This window comes from Vibrio sp. MACH09 (genome assembly GCF_033238805.1).
Classification (GTDB): Bacteria; Pseudomonadota; Gammaproteobacteria; order Enterobacterales; family Vibrionaceae; genus Vibrio.
Genome location: NZ_BSFZ01000001.1, coordinates 1,210,065 through 1,225,320 on the forward strand (window position 1 = coordinate 1,210,065; position 15,256 = coordinate 1,225,320).

13 protein-coding genes are annotated in these 15,256 nt (G+C 40.3%); 7 read left to right on the forward strand and 6 right to left on the reverse strand.

Translation table 11 applies throughout. The features are described 5' to 3' along the window. Positions 1-31: 31 nt before the first annotated feature. Together CHJ_RS05505 and CHJ_RS05510 are read left to right on the forward strand one after the other, a co-directional pair. Complete coding sequence (locus tag CHJ_RS05505; protein ID WP_317917085.1) at positions 32-769, forward strand: helix-turn-helix transcriptional regulator; 738 nt, start codon at positions 32-34, stop codon at positions 767-769. Positions 770-977: 208 nt separating this feature from the next. Beyond that, complete coding sequence (locus tag CHJ_RS05510; RefSeq protein ID WP_317917086.1) at positions 978-2,738, forward strand: L-lactate permease; 1,761 nt, start codon at positions 978-980, stop codon at positions 2,736-2,738. 762 nt (positions 2,739-3,500) lie between these two features. On the opposite strand, the gene CHJ_RS05515 is transcribed toward CHJ_RS05510, so the two are convergent. Continuing rightward, positions 3,501-4,430: a LysR family transcriptional regulator gene (locus tag CHJ_RS05515; protein ID WP_411861558.1), complete on the reverse strand. Its 930-nt coding sequence runs from the start codon at positions 4,428-4,430 to the stop codon at positions 3,501-3,503. 677 nt (positions 4,431-5,107) lie between these two features. Here CHJ_RS05515 and CHJ_RS05520 point away from each other — a divergent pair. The 5 genes from CHJ_RS05520 (at position 5,108) to CHJ_RS05540 (ending at position 10,681) form a co-directional block, all read left to right on the forward strand. Continuing rightward, positions 5,108-5,491, forward strand: a complete 384-nt coding sequence (locus CHJ_RS05520; protein WP_171752966.1) for a RidA family protein — start codon at positions 5,108-5,110, stop codon at positions 5,489-5,491. A gap of 17 nt (positions 5,492-5,508) precedes the next feature. Then, positions 5,509-6,714, forward strand: coding sequence for a diaminopropionate ammonia-lyase (gene dpaL / locus CHJ_RS05525; RefSeq protein WP_317917087.1), 1,206 nt, complete (start codon positions 5,509-5,511; stop codon positions 6,712-6,714). 88 nt (positions 6,715-6,802) lie between these two features. After that, positions 6,803-7,969 (forward strand): M20 aminoacylase family protein, encoded by a 1,167-nt coding sequence (locus tag CHJ_RS05530; protein ID WP_171752964.1) that lies wholly within the window; start codon positions 6,803-6,805, stop codon positions 7,967-7,969. An 18-nt stretch (positions 7,970-7,987) separates the two neighbouring features. Beyond that, complete coding sequence (locus tag CHJ_RS05535) at positions 7,988-9,412, forward strand: alanine/glycine:cation symporter family protein (protein WP_216613377.1); 1,425 nt, start codon at positions 7,988-7,990, stop codon at positions 9,410-9,412. 381 nt (positions 9,413-9,793) lie between these two features. Next, positions 9,794-10,681: a LysR family transcriptional regulator ArgP gene (locus CHJ_RS05540; protein WP_317917088.1), complete on the forward strand. Its 888-nt coding sequence runs from the start codon at positions 9,794-9,796 to the stop codon at positions 10,679-10,681. Here the strand turns inward: CHJ_RS05540 and CHJ_RS05545 are convergent, their stop codons facing one another. From CHJ_RS05545 to CHJ_RS05565, 5 genes are all read right to left on the reverse strand, one after another. Further along, a complete protein-coding gene (locus CHJ_RS05545; RefSeq protein ID WP_317917089.1) occupies positions 10,682-11,338 on the reverse strand; it encodes a LysE/ArgO family amino acid transporter in 657 nt (218 codons plus the stop codon). It lies immediately after the preceding gene. Then, positions 11,335-12,822 (reverse strand): argininosuccinate lyase, encoded by a 1,488-nt coding sequence (gene argH, locus CHJ_RS05550; RefSeq protein ID WP_317917090.1) that lies wholly within the window; start codon positions 12,820-12,822, stop codon positions 11,335-11,337. The genes CHJ_RS05545 and argH overlap by 4 nt, the downstream gene beginning before the upstream one ends. 4 nt (positions 12,823-12,826) lie before the next feature. Beyond that, entirely contained in the window at positions 12,827-13,390 is a 564-nt protein-coding gene (locus CHJ_RS05555) for a formyltransferase family protein (protein WP_317917091.1), read from the reverse strand. A gap of 51 nt (positions 13,391-13,441) precedes the next feature. Next, positions 13,442-14,668, reverse strand: a complete 1,227-nt coding sequence (gene argG / locus CHJ_RS05560; protein WP_317917092.1) for an argininosuccinate synthase — start codon at positions 14,666-14,668, stop codon at positions 13,442-13,444. 341 nt (positions 14,669-15,009) lie between these two features. Beyond that, a complete protein-coding gene (locus CHJ_RS05565; protein ID WP_171752961.1) occupies positions 15,010-15,183 on the reverse strand; it encodes a hypothetical protein in 174 nt (57 codons plus the stop codon). Between the last annotated feature and the right edge of the window lie 73 nt (positions 15,184-15,256).

The window sequence follows — 15,256 nt, forward strand, 5'->3', positions numbered from 1 at the left end:
TTACAAAGCAACGGAATAAGCAGCAGATATTATGAAACACTTCTATGTTAACGAGGACAAACTGTCGTGCGAGCTATCTGAAAGGTTAAAGAAAGTATATGGATTTGAATTCTCGTACGCTGTCTTTCCTAAAGATTTTGGAATATTTAACTCAACAAGAAATCGCGATGAAGTTAACCTCCTGAAATACCCAATATTTTCTACCAGTAGTAAGGGGGCTTGTGTCGCTTCTCGGTTGATTTATATGTATATGTCCGACAGCCGGAGAAGCACAAAGACTCCTAACCTAGTTAGTTGGTTAGAGAGCAATTTCTTAAATGCTTTGAAAACAGGAGAGCCTCACAACGAGTACAAAGAAGAGTTTTTGCTCAGCAACCAAGTAAGCTCTCTGTTTTCTGTGACGGTATCTGAACATGAAGATGATTTTGCTGGCTTCTTTTTTATGTACTCAAATGCCTTAAAACAACATGACATGGAAAGTAAAATCAAAAACTCCGGACTTAAGCTGCAATTGGATACGCTTCATTTTTATCTGACAAGGCGTTATCCAAGAGTAACTAACCCTAATTTTTATAATGGCTCCATGAAAGAACGCACCGCCGAGATACTGCACCTGACGGCTTCTGGTAAAAGCTGCAACGAAATCATGCAGATTATCCCGCTGTCGGCAAATGGTGTGAATTACCATTTAGATCGTGCGAAATCGCTACTGAATGCAAGAAATAAAGTGGAACTGATATACAACGCAAAACAGAGTTGCTTTATCTGACAAGTTAACCGTTTTACCTGTCTCTTAACGATCACGTCTATTTTCTATTGCCGGGGAATGTTTATTTATTGTCTTTTTTGGTAAGAGTTTACGCTCTTACCTTTTTTTCGTCTGCATAACTATGGTATCCAGATTAATGTTTACTGACGTCCGAAGATGTACACTCATTCTATTCTGTTGTGTTTAAAGCAAAGGGTAAGTTGAAACTATGTATCAAGAATACACGCTGTTTTTGTTATCAACTTTGCCTATCTTGGTGATTACTATCTTGCTAGTCGGCTTGCGTTGGCCGGCAAAAATAGTGATGCCTTTGGCGTTATTGTCCGTCATTATTCCATCCAGTCTCGTCTGGAAAGTTCCGCTAAATATTCTGCTGGCACAAATTATCGACGGTATTTTTACCGCCGGAGGCATTCTGTATATCGTATTTGGTGCGTTGATATTACTCAATACCTTAAAAGAAACCGGCGCACTGACTGTTATCAAAAGAATGTTTACCAATATTTCCACTGACCGAAGAGTTCAGGTCATTATTATTTTATGGTTATTTGGGGCATTTCTTGAGGGTTCAGCGGGGTTCGGCTCGACAGGAGCAATTATAGGGCCATTGCTGTTAGGATTGGGTTTTCCTGCCATGGCCGCAGCGGTATTGTGCATGATCTTTCAGAGTACTGCGGTTTCATTTGGTGCAGTGGGCACTCCTGTTCTGGTTGGATTATCTGTCGGGCTTGGAAGCGGAGAGCTTGAAGGTGTGGGCACCATAGGGCTTTCATGGGACGCGTATATTCATCAGTTAGGCTATTATGTGGCGGCAATTAACGGCGCCGTTGCGGTATTAATGCCGTTAATTTTGGTGTGCATGTTGACCCGCTTTTTCGGTGCGGAGCGATCTTTTTTACCCGGATTACGGGTATGGAAGTTTGCGATATTCGCTGGTGTCTGTTTTTCTGTGCCTTACTATCTGACGGCAAGATATCTCGGACCTGAGTTCCCTGACATTATAGGCTCTCTTGTTGGTTTAGTTCCTGTGGTCATTGCCGCCAAAAAAGGCTGGCTGTTACCTAATGACGCAGGGTGGGATTTTCCGGAAAAATCGCAATGGGCAGATAGCTGGAAAGGGGTGATAACCATTGAGGAAAAAGCGTTCACCTCAAATATGTCGACCTTCAAAGCGGTTCTTCCCTATTTGCTGATGGTCACCATCTTGTTTGCCAGCAGGATGGACGAACTTCCTGTCAAAGCATGGCTTTTGTCATTTACCGTTGAAACTGGTGAGCTATTCGGAAGCCAAATTTCCCCGTCACTGGAGCTTGGTTATTTACCCGGAACCATTTTTATTATTTCTGCTTTGTTTGCTGTGATGATTCACAGAGGTACAGTAGGCACCTTTAGCAATGCAATATCAAGTTCAGCACCGGTAGTGACGAGCGCATTTACGGCATTGATGTTTGCTGTTCCCATGGTGAAAATTTTTATCGGCAGTGGGATGGGGGATAGCGAGTTACTGGACATGCCAAGAATACTCGCACAGTTTTTTGCTGACCGTTTCAGTGATGTCTGGATCATCATGTCGGCAGGTATCGGGGCGATGGGCGCATTCATTGCCGGAAGTAATACACTCTGCAATATGATGTTCAGCTTATTTCAGTACAACGTAGCGGAAATGAGCGGTCTGGATACCACCTGGATTGTTGCTGTTCAGTCTGTCGGGGCAGCTGCTGGAAATATGATTTGTGTTCAGAATGTCGTTATGATCACCGCTGCGGTAGGTCTGAGTGGTTGTGAGGGTGACATCATCAGAAAAACAATACTTCCGGCAATCTACTATGTTCTTGGTGCTGCCGCAGTGGCCTATATCGCCTTGTACGGCATTGGTTTTCACTTCGGAACTTACTATTTACTCACGGTAGTTTTGAACGTGATAACGGGTATTTATAAATCTCGGCATCACCGTGATGAGTGCGGGTGATGCAAGCATCTAGCTAGCTGACCAAGCATCTTGAAGCTCGTTTACTCAGCTTTTACATCAAATCAGTGAAGAGAAGTTTTTACTCAAACAGACGGTAGATTTCTCTTTTTAGTTTGGGTACCTCTAACCAAAAAGAGACAAGCAACATACAATAAGTCAAAATCATGAATAAACACAAAGCTGCGACTCCGATAAACACTCCGTTAAATAAAGCGTCAAGTAGTTCACTAAACAGAAAGAATAGAACATATCCAATGAACAATGTTCCCATCAAATTGGGGCGATAGGTGACCTTAAGTTGATTTGTGGAGCTATTAGAGTCTGAACTGCAAATAGCCACGGGGCGAAATGCGCTGGAGAACCAAGATTTGTATTCTAATTTGAGTAGGCCATACCTATCGAGTCTTCCTTTAAGCTTCGAGTTATCGATTTTTGATTGAATATTTGAGTCGTCTAAATTGTAGGGTACTACTTCTTCAAGATAGGGCAGAAATTTCATATAAGTAGCCAATAAGATTGTTTTGTTTATGCTTTGATGAATTACATTAACAGGATTCTTATGTAATTCAATACATTACAGTGCATTGATAGTAGAGATATTTGTGAATGAGAATGTCGTTATTCGGCAGCGTATGAAGATGGTTTAAAAGCGAAACAATGAAGCTGCTTATTCTCGAATGTTATTACAAAGGAAGGTAGGTTGCATAAACAACCTACCTTGCATAATCAAACTACCTTGTTGTATTGCCATTAATAGTAATATCACTCAGCATTCACCATGCCCTTTAAAGGAAGAGAGTGGCGCATGACGTCAAACACGGTTTCTCTTAGCCAGATGTGAGAAGGGTCGTTTTCGTATTTTGGGTGCCATATTAGCCAGTACTTCTGTTTTGGTGCCTGCAACGGTAGCGGAAAATAGGTGACAGAAAAGTTACGTTGCATGCTAATGGCAATATGCTCTGGGATAACCAGCAGCATATCGGAACGGCTGAGTGCAGTGAGAGCGGCGGAAAAGAAAGGGACGGTAAACTGAATTTGGCGGCTCAAACCTTGCTCTGCTAAGGCGAGATCGATAAAACTGTCTTTATCGCCCCCTCCAATAACGGAGACATGACTGTAGTCGAGAAAGTTGTCTAATGTTAGTTTATCGGACGATGCCAACGGGTGGCCCGTACGCATCACACACACGGGGTGATCCTCTCCCGTCATTATCCCACACAAGCCGTCGGGCACTTCTGGTGCGGTTGTTGAGATTAACTGAATATCCAGCTCACCTAGCAAGTCGAACTTTTTTGGAGACCACGAGTGGTACACAATATTTAGCTTCGGCGCTTCTTGCTGCAAACTGTCTAGCAGATCAGGCATAAAGTATTGCGCCACGTGATCAGACGAGGCGATAGTGACTTTCCCTTGCCAAAGAGAGGGCTGAAACTGTTCGGGTTCAAAAAGGTGATCGCACTCAGTTAACACACTATTTAGCCGCTGTTTTAACAGCTCTGCTCTTGGGGTAGGGACAAGGTGGTTTTTTTCTCTTACCAGAAGAGGATCGTGAAATAGCTCACGCAGTTGAGTAAGCTGGCGACTCACCGCAGACTGGGTAATATGCAAACGCTCAGCTGCATGACTAACATGACACTCTTCAAGCAGTACTTGCAATGTACGTAGTAGGTTAAGGTTATTATTCTTCATAATGTAGACCAATAGTCATTTTACGTTTATAAGTTTTTGTAAACAAAAAATAATCCAGTGAAAAAATTATTTTCTAACAAAAAGAATGATAAAAATTAGAACACATAATTAATGTTACAAGATGGTTAATTATAATTTATTTTTTTATTATACTTAAATATTGTTCGTTTAAAAGAAACTCATATTTAAAATGACGTATCAGCGGTTATATTTCTTTATTAACTATATAGATCACATAATTCTAAATTTTTATTTTTTAAGAAAACGCTGTTTATTGTGACACATCTCAATAAACAAAATGGAATATGGATGGCGATTTTCCCTCAACATCGAGAAATATAAATAGGCTCGTTTTAAGCTGTTCAGAGTTACATATTGCATATTAAATGAGAATGAGAACAGTTGTTGATATTGTGTAACGCATTGTTATTAATGATTTTTGTTTGCCTGTGATACTTTGCTGATTTACCCATGCCAGCGAAATGAGAATAGTTACGCTACAGCCAATTCGCTATTACACGACCATCTGTTATCCAATAACTTTCCGCACTATTACCAAACGTCATAGTGGTAATGAAAATTTGTTATTTCAAACTTTAGCTTTCTCCTTGATAAGTTCTAATCACTCTCGGTCAGGTTATTTTAGGCCAGAATATTAGAAATATTTATTAGGATAAGTTATGAGAAAAATAGTTAATACAGAGCTAGCGCCAAAAGCAATTGGCCCTTATTCACAAGGTTCAGGATTCGAAAATTTAGTATTTACTTCAGGACAATTGCCATTAGATCCAAAAACAATGGCGTTTGTTGAAGGCGGTATTAAAGAGCAGGCGCTTCAGTCTTTGCTAAATCTGAAAGCGGTGCTTGAAGAAGCAGGAGCCTCTCTTGATTCGGTTCTGAAAACCAGCTGTTTTTTGTCTGATATGAATGACTTTGTTGCCTTTAATGAGGTGTACACCGAGATCTTTGGAACAGAAGCGGCGCCGGCGCGTTCATGTGTTGAGGTTGCCCGCCTACCTAAAGATGCTCTTGTTGAAATCGAAGCTATCGCTTTTGTGAAATAACCTGAACTGAGTCAAAAATGAATTTAAACGAAAATATAATACCTAACGTATTAAAAAGTGTTGAAAACAAATCTTATGCGCCGTCTATCAGCAAAGGTTTTGAAGCACTGGACTTGGAAAACGTTCGAAAATTCCATAGTCAACTACCGGGCTACAGCAAAACCCCCCTTCACTCGTTAGATGCACTCGCCGAACAATTAGGCGTTAAAAAAGTGCTATTGAAAGACGAAGATTACCGCTTTGATTTAAATGCTTTTAAAGTTTTGGGTGGTTCTTACGCCATTGCTCGTTTGCTTGGTAATAAATATGGCTTGTCTGCCAGCGAACTTAGCCTAGAAAACTTAAAAGCACAGATCACCGAGCCAATGACCTTCACCTCCGCTACGGATGGAAACCACGGTCGTGGTATTGCTTGGTCGGCTGAAAAACTTGGCCAGAACGCGGTGATTTACATGCCCGTTGGTACCGCAGAAGAGCGCGTCAGAAACATTCAAAAATTGGGTGCAGAAGTCATTGTTACCGACTGCAACTACGACGATACCGTCCGCATTGCGTATGAAACCTCTCAGAAAAATGGTTGGGAGTTTGTCCAAGACACCGCTTGGGAAGGCTACACCGACATCCCACTGTGGATTATGCAAGGTTACGCCACCATTGTAAGTGAAAGCATTGAGCAGCTAGAAGAGATGGGCGAAGTGCCTACCCATATTATTCTTCAGGCAGGGGTTGGCTCCATGGCTGGCGGTATTTTGGGCTCATTTGTTAACCACTACGGCATTGAGCGCTTAGTCAGCCTGATTGTCGAGCCAGAACAAGCGGATTGTATTTATCGCTCTGGCCTGACTGGCGAGATGGTTTTTGTTAATGACGATCTCGATACCATTATGGCAGGCCTTGCCTGCGGTGAGCCTTGTACTATCGGTTGGGACATCCTGAAAGATAACGCATCCGGCTTTTTGTCGTGCAACGACGCCTTAGCGGCCACCGGTATGCGCATACTGGCTAACCCGCTTGCCAATGACCCTAAAGTGGTTTCCGGTGAGTCTGGTGCCATCGGTGTGGGAGCGCTTCACGCACTGGCCACTCACCCAGATGCCAAAAAAGTGATGCAGCAATTTGCCTTTGATGAGAACTCCGTGGTGTACATCCTAAGCACGGAAGGCAATACCGATCCGGTGAACTATCAAAATATTATTTGGCAAGGTGCTTACCCTTCTAAATAGCCTAATCCAATCAAACGATGACGTTGCCTTTGAACGAAAGGCAATGTTGTCAATTTTAAAAAATCTAATAACACAAAAGGAAAAACCAATGGTTAAGATCTCATTGGAACTTGCAAAAGAGATGGCAGAATGGAGACACAAAATTCATGAACATCCTGAATTTATGTTTGACCTGCCAATCACTTCTGCTTTCGTCGCTGAAAAATTAAAAGAGTGGGACATTGAAGTACATGAAGGCATTGGAAAATCAGGTGTCGTCGGTGTACTTCGCAAAGGAGACTGGCAAGGTAAGAAAGCCATTGGCCTTCGCGCAGATATGGATTGTATCGACCTTCAAGAAACTGGTGAGGTTCCTTACAAGTCTTGCGTACCGGGTAAAATGCACGGTTGTGGACACGACGGTCATACCGCTTCTCTATTAGGTGCCGCTAAGTACTTAGCCACAGAAGGCAACTTTAATGGAACGGTACACTTCCTATTCCAGCCAGACGAAGAGCATGGTTTAGGCGCTTTGGCGATGATCAACGATGGCCTGTTTGACAAGTTCCCAACAGACGAAGTGTATGGTTATCATAACGTACCGGGCTTTGAAGCTGGCTCGATTCATATGTGCGCTGGTGGCGTAATGGCAAGTGAAAACCTGTTTACCATTAACCTTATAGGTGAAGGCGGTCACGCTTCTTCTCCTCATATGCTTGCCGACCCAGTGGTGGCACTTTCACAAGTGATTAGTGGCCTTCAATCTATCGTTTCTCGTACCATTAACCCAATGGAAACGGTTGTTTGTTCGGTTACCGAGATTCATACTGACGGCGCAAGAAACGTGGTACCAACTAAAATTACCATTAAAGGTGATTACCGCACATACACGACTAAGAACACGGATCTTGTAGAACAACGTATGAACGAGATTGTGAAAGGTGCTTGTGAAGCATACAACCTTAAAGGTGATGTACACGTTTCTAGAGAGTTTGTTGTTTCTTATAACTCAGAAGCAGAAACCATTGCAGCAGGTAAAGCCGCGATAGCGTTACTGGGTGAAGACAAAGTAAATACCAACGGCGAGAAGAAAAGCTTCTCTGAAGATTTTGGCTTCTTCGCAGAGAAAGTATCAGGCTGCTTTGTGTTCATAGGTAACGGTACAGAAGGCTCAAACGGTTATTTCTTACATAACCCTAATTACGATTACAACGATGACATCTTACCGGTTGCTGCTGGTTTCTTCTGTCAGGTTGTTGAACAACAACTTTCTTAATTGAGTGAGGATACTTTTATGATAATGGATGCTTTGTCATACCTTAACGGTATATTTTGGGGTTATCTGATCCTTACCCTTTTGGTTATCTCCGGTGTTTTCTACACAGTTAAGTGTGGATTCCCTCAAATTCGCTATTTCACCAGTTTATTTACCAACTTTAAAAAAGAGAAATCGGTTTCTGGTGGTATCTCTGGCTTTGCTGCTTTATGTGCTGCATTAGGTGGCCAAGTGGGTACGGGGTCTCTTGTGGGTGTTGCAGCAGCAATATTCTCTGGTGGCCCTGGTGCGGTGTTCTGGATGTGGATGACAGCCGTTTTGGGCATGGTTATCTCATTTGCGGAAGCCGTGTTGGGACAACTGTTCCGCAAAAGTAATGGCGACGGAACCTTCCGTGGTGGTCCGGCTTACTACATGACCTACGGCATGAACAACAAGTTCCTTGCTATGGTGTTCTCGGTGTGCATTATTTTCGGCATTGGTGTTGTTTACCTGATGGTTCAAGGTAACTCTATCGCTCAGGCTGCGGAAAGTGCTTTGGGTGTGGATCCGCTGCATACTGGCATCCTTACTGCGATTTTGGTTGGTGCTGTTATATTTGGTGGTGTTAAACGCCTTGCTGATGTGGCTTCTTACCTAGTTCCTTTTATGGCGGCTATTTACATCGGCTGTACTATGTATGTGCTTGCAACAAACTTTAGCCTAATTGATGACGTATTTACTTTGATCATGACGGAAGCGTTTAAGTTTGACTCAGCGGCAGGTGGTGTAGGTGGTTACACAATCGCAGTGGCGCTACGTTACGGTATTGCTCGTGGCTTGTTCTCTAACGATGCGGGTATTGGTACTGCACCAAGTATGCACGCAACCGCTTTAGTAAAACACCCTGTAAACCAAGGTTTTTCTGCCATGTTAGGTGTGTTCTTTACCACGATTGTTGTGTGTAGCTGTACGGCGTTTACTATCATCGTTACAGGTGCGGTCGACACAGGTGAAACAGGTATTAAGCTGACTCAGGAAGCGTTTAAGTTAGGTTATGGCGACAATGGTAAATACATTGTTCTTGTCTCGATTTCCCTGTTCTGTTTTACCACGCTGCTAGCGGATATTTACTACGGCGAAGTTAACCTTCAGTGGTTTAGCAAGAACAAGAACCTTATTACCGGTTATCGTGTGATTGCGCTGTGTCTGGTTGTGGTGAGTGGCATTGTATCAATGGACTCGCTATGGACGCTGGTTGACTTTGTACTGGCCATCATGGTGCTTGTGAACGTGGGTGCGCTTATGTACTTAAGCAAATACGTATTCTACGCCTTGAGAAACTACGATGAGCAAATTAAAGAAGGCATCGAAACGCCAGTGTGGGATTACACCATTGACGTAACAGAAGCAGATTTAAAACAACCGGCTAACCGAGTGACAGAAGTACGCTTAGAAAGCTAATAAAAAGGGTAAAGTAAGTTAATGACCTGAGAAATCCCTCGCGCAATGTGAGGGATTTTTTTATTGGTTGCTGCTGTTTGTGTAGTTTTTTAGCTCACAGTGAGCGACAGCCGTAAACCGACGGAGCCGAGTTAAACTACTCCAACACCTCATCACTTCTTTGCTCATCAAGAGTAATCAACTCATTTAAATACACCACCACGGCGTTGAGTTCGTGTTGGTTAACGTCGGTGAAACGAGCGTGTAGGGTTTAGGTATTTCCGTAGATAAATATAGCTAAGAAACATCCTGAAATAATTAATTCTTATAAGCGACTTTTATCGTTTGTTAGTAATTGGTAGCTTAACAAATAAATAACATATTATATTTAGGGTGAGCTCATTGATATTTGATACCAAAAAAACTCAGGCGTTTCTCGCAGTTATAGAATCGGGAAGTTTTGAAAGTGCGGCAAAAAAACTAAATCTGACTGCTTCGGCAATATCTCACCGAGTTAAGTCTTTAGAAACCTTGCTGGGAATGCCTCTTGTCATAAGGGAAAAACCATGTATAACGACCGAAGAAGGGAAGAAAGTATACCAACACTTGAGGAAACAATTGCTACTTGACGAAGAGTTTAATAGCCAATTCTTCCTAGGCAAGCAGACAAACCCGAGAATGAGGGTGGCAGTAAATAACGACAGCTTGAACACATGGTTTCTGCCTTCTGTTGTTGACTTCATCGAGAGTAAAAAAATCATTCTGGACATAGTTGCTGATGATCAAGACTTTACACTCGAAAAAGTAATGAGTGGGCACACAGTTGCTGCCATATCTTCAGAATCGATGCCAATAAAAGGATGCAAAGCAATTTTCTTGGGTTATATGAGATATCGGCTACTTTGCAGTAAAGCTTTTTTCGAGCGGTGGTTTGAGAAAGGGGTACACAGAAACTCGTTAACTAAGGCGCCTTTGCTCGTGTTCAATGAGAAAGACCAGTTACAACTGTCATTTATTGATGACAACTTTTCAGTAAGTCAGCAGGCTTGTAATTACCATTCACTTCCATCCACAGAATCCTTTTTTATCGCAATAAAGCAAGGAATTGGCTACGGTATGATCAGTGATTTACAGAGAGAAAATGAGTTAGAATGTAAGCTGATAGATATAGCTCCGGGTCGAACTCTAGATGTTCGACTTTACTGGCATTATTGGGATATCCCATCTTCTTTGTTGCAGTCACTTACTTCCGAACTTGTAGAGAATGCCAAGAGACACCTTAAATATTAATTAACGAACGGTGAAATCCATATTCGCTATACTGTAGGATAGAGACAAAGTAATTAGGCCGATTGTAATGTCAAATAGCCTAACTTGAATTTCCTTCTTTAACCACGCTGACACTTTATTCGCACATAGTCCCGTAAACATGAACCACGAATAGGAAGCTAATCCTGCGCCTATTACAAACGTCACCTTGTCTGCACCATTGTATTTAGAACCTATATTACCTAGCACCAGAAAAGTATCTAAATAAACATGCGGGTTTAAAAGAGAAAATAGCAATGTAGTTATGACCACTTTATTTACAGACGCAACAGGTTTCCCTTGAGACTGAGAGATACTTTTTAAAACATTATCCCAACCTCTAGGGTATTTACGTACTCCGTTAACTAATGCGCTCATACCATAAAATAGTAGAAATAAACTGCCGATCCATTGACTATACGAAAAAACAGCTGGTATAGCATTGGTTAATATATTCATAAAGAGAGTACCCAAAGTGATCAGTACTGTATCACTAGTTGCAGCAATACAAGCTGCTATTAAAGTGTACTTTTTATGGTATTGGAGCCCAAGTTTTATGATGTAAATATTCTGAGAACCAATAGCTATAATCAGACTCAACCCGAGAATATAGGATTGCAAAAATAAAGCTGAGTTCATAGTGTATTATTAATTGTATTTACAGCTATATTAATCAAGTGTTTCTCTTTATCTAATAGTCTGTTTTGATTTTTTATATTGTATGATTTAAGTGATTGCAGTTCATGTTCAATTTTTTTGATGTTTTCTAGTACAGGCTTTTCTCCTGTCGAACCCATGCTAATTTGCTTATTGATTACACTCATTGGGGACACAACATCAATAAGCTCATTTCTAGTTATGTTAATATCTAGTTTAGATAGAAATTTAATTACGGTCTCTGTGTCTTTTAGATTGGAATTTATATTTATTAAGTAACTCGTAAGGTTTCCTGTTATTTTATGTGACTCCCTGAAAGAAATATTATATTTCTTTACCAGATAATTTGCTAGTTCAGTAATGGTGGAAAAATTTTTCCAGCTAAGGTTTTCCGCTCGTTCAGAGCTATATTTCATATTGTTTATGTGGGATATTAATATTCCAGTTGTTGATATTGTAGTGTCGATCGCTTGCCATAACATAGGCTTGTCTTCTTGAAGATCACAGTTATATCCCATAGTTACACCCTTGGTCATCGTAAGTAGCTGTATTAAAGTCCCGTTAACGCGGCCACCTTTACTTTTAATTAACTCAGCTACAACAGCATTTTTTTTCTGTGGCATTATTGAACTACCTGTCGCAAAAGAGTCGCTTATATCTAATAGACCAAACTCAAAACTATTCCAAAGTACAATTTCTTCTGCTATGCGAGAGAAGTTGTTCATCAAGATAGAGAGGGCAGATACGGATTGAATAATGAAATCCCTTGAACTAGTAGCATCTAGAGAGTTTTCTTGAACTGAGTCAAAACCCAACAGATCAGCTGTAAGTTCCCTGTCAATTGGGAACGAGGTACCTGCAAGCGCACATGACCCCAAAGAGCTTCTGTTGGTAATTTTATAAGCGTGACTTAAGCGTTCTATATCTCTAATAAATATGCTTGCGTAGCATGTTAACCAAAAACCATATGTTATTGGTTGAGCTGGTTGCAAATGAGTGTATCCGACGGCAAGAGAGCTAGTTTCTTCTTTTGCTTGGGTTATTAGTGTTTCCACTAAAATAATTAAATTATTTTGTATTTCCAAGAGAGCATTACGCAAATACATTTTTGTATCGGTAACTACCTGATCGTTTCTTGAGCGAGCTGTGTGCATTTTTCCACCGATATCTATCCCTAATTTATCAATGATAATTTGTTCTAAACATAGGTGAACATCTTCATTTTCTTTATTTAATAATACGTTGTCGTCTAATGACTTATTATATATATTTACTAGTTCATTGAGTATGCTTATTGCAGAATGTTCATCTATAATATTTTCTCTCATTAGCATTATATTGTGCGCAATGCTGCATAATATGTCATATTTAATGATTCTCACATCTATGTCAGTTGTGTATGTGTAATCGAGTACACCACTATTAATATCTTTGGTAAATCTTCCACCCCATAATTTACTCGTCATTTTCTTACCTCGTCTTAATGTTTGATTTTGGTATTTCACTCTCTAAATAAAGTCTTTTTCCCCAAATTTCTCCATTTGGTTTTAGCTTGTTGCCTTCAAATATGTTTTGTATGACATCATGAAGTAAGGCTAAACAATAAATAGCAGTACGTTCTCTCAATGATTTTTCTGTGTCACTTTTCTTGATATTAAAAATGACAGTTTTGAGTATGAGTCCGTGGTCAATATGTTTATCCATTATATGGCATGTTGCTCCAAACTGAGCATCTCTATTATTTATAGCGTGGAAATATCCACCGATTCCTCTGTATTTAGGCGTGGAAGGGTGAAAGTTGATTGCTCCTTTTTTTGCAAGCTCAATTTCTTCTTTCGCTAAAACAAGATCAGATTTAAACGATATTATCCAATCCCCAGACCAGTCTTTCTTTATATCTGGTCTCTTATCTTCTTTAGACCATGTTAAAAATGAGACTTTATCAAAGTACAGTTTTACGAAGTTACACGCAATTTCTGACCAAATAGAATGCTCTCCAATAAATAATATTGAAGTTGTTTTATTTTTAATCACTATTCTGCCTGCTCCGTTGTATCTGGAATGTTTATATTAGTAATTCTGGAGTTACTTTCTTTTAATACTCATATTTTTCGCGCATAAGGTTAATATGTTTAATAACCCAGTAGCATCTTCGTGTGACAGATTACCCTCGTTTTCCATCGAGCTGTCAGCGTTATATAAACCAGAAGTGACTCCTTCTGTTGATATATAGATGAGATTTCCCTTGTACATTTCTATAACTATGTCACCAGTCACTAGGTTCGTAAGTTCAACAACGGCGTTGCGTGCCATAATAGAACCGAGATCAACCCAGTAACCTTGATATAATTGTGTTCCTAAATATGTGCTAAGTAGTCTGTATAGCTCAAGAGCTCTCTTATCTAAAATCTGCTGTAATAATTGATTATATGCATACGCTAAAGTAGTCATAGCTGGCGATTCATATACTCCTCTAGACTTAACGCCGATAAAACGATTTTCAATAAGATTTTCAGCTATTCCTATCCCATGTTCTCCAGCAACTATATTTAAAGTCTCAAATAAATCTTGGAGATCTAGATTTTTATTATTAAGCCTAATCGGAACACCTTTTAAGAAAGATAAACGAATCTTTTTGGGAAGTTCCTGTGCTTCTAGTGGCCATTTTCCCATACCAGATTTAACAACGGTCATTGGAGTTTCTAAGTTTTCTATTTCACCTCCTTCGTGAGTTAATCCCAGAAGATTGGCATCGGTAGAGTAAGGCTGATTAGCTGAAGCTTTAATAGGGATGGAATGTTGGGTACAGTACTTTATCATTTCCTTTCGACCTTTAAACTTCTCTAAAAATTTTGGGTCTCGCCACGGGACATAGAAGCTAAGGTCTGGGTTATACATAGCAGCAGTAATTTGAAACCTGAATTGATCATTACCACGGCCAGTAGCTCCATGGCTTAAGATATTTATCTTCTTTTTCTTTAGTATTGGTATAAAGCCTTTTATTATTACTTGTCGCGCAGCTGCAGTAAGGTTCCAGTAGTCACCTTCATATTTAGCACCACACTGGATAACTTCTAAACCTGTTTTTGCCATCTCACTCTTTAGATCAACACTAATAAACTCTTTCGCTCCAGAAGATAGCATTCGTTCTTTAATTTCGTCGAAGTTGTTTTCGTCAGGTTGTCCTAAATCAGCTGTTAAACAGATAACATTCACCCCTTGTTGAGACAACCAATGGGTAATAGTACAACTATCTAACCCTCCTGAAGCAGCAAAAGCGATCGTCTTTCCTTTTAAAGAGTCTATGTTCATCACTATCTTCCTTTTAGCATCAATGTGAGTAATAAAATTTTTGTGCTAACGGATAATATCGAAGTTTAATCTTCTCTGACGTATTCTGAATTTTTTTCAACTTGATTGAATGTTTTTATGGCTTAAATAATTAATCCGCTTTGAATCTAAGGCGATAGACTAGTAATTAGAAAGAGCTCGAATGAGCCCTTTTTTGACCTATAATAAAGCTATTCATTACTACAGAATTAAGAACACCATCTCGATCACTTTCAAAACTTCTTGCTTGAAGTTAATAGTCATAAATTAGCCTAGCAATCTATGTTATAGAGTTGACTAGGCTAAATTATGGTCTAATTAATTTATTCCACTCCCCTTTGCTCATCAAGGGTGATTAACTCATTTAAATACACCACCACGGCGTTGAGTTCGTGTTGGTTAACGTCGGTGAAACGAGCGTGTAGGGTAACTAAGTAGTCACGTGCCAGTAGCGGCATATTGGCAATATCGGTTTGGTTGGAATTTGAGTTAGGCATAATGGCCTCCGTAAGTATTTTATTTACACCACCGAGAGGTACCAATCAAAGGGTGGTGAACTGAACAAGGTTG

Coding starts and splice junctions, on each gene's coding strand:
- CHJ_RS05530 (WP_171752964.1), top strand. CDS start 6,803: ATGGTTAAGATCTCATTGGAACTTGCAAAAGAGATGGCAGAATGGAGA.
- CHJ_RS05565 (WP_171752961.1), bottom strand. CDS start 15,183: ATGCCTAACTCAAATTCCAACCAAACCGATATTGCCAATATGCCGCTA.
- CHJ_RS05510 (WP_317917086.1), top strand. CDS start 978: ATGTATCAAGAATACACGCTGTTTTTGTTATCAACTTTGCCTATCTTG.
- CHJ_RS05545 (WP_317917089.1), bottom strand. CDS start 11,338: ATGAACTCAGCTTTATTTTTGCAATCCTATATTCTCGGGTTGAGTCTG.
- CHJ_RS05505 (WP_317917085.1), top strand. CDS start 32: ATGAAACACTTCTATGTTAACGAGGACAAACTGTCGTGCGAGCTATCT.
- CHJ_RS05535 (WP_216613377.1), top strand. CDS start 7,988: ATGATAATGGATGCTTTGTCATACCTTAACGGTATATTTTGGGGTTAT.
- argH (WP_317917090.1), bottom strand. CDS start 12,822: ATGACGAGTAAATTATGGGGTGGAAGATTTACCAAAGATATTAATAGT.
- dpaL (WP_317917087.1), top strand. CDS start 5,509: ATGAATTTAAACGAAAATATAATACCTAACGTATTAAAAAGTGTTGAA.
- CHJ_RS05520 (WP_171752966.1), top strand. CDS start 5,108: ATGAGAAAAATAGTTAATACAGAGCTAGCGCCAAAAGCAATTGGCCCT.
- argG (WP_317917092.1), bottom strand. CDS start 14,668: ATGAACATAGACTCTTTAAAAGGAAAGACGATCGCTTTTGCTGCTTCA.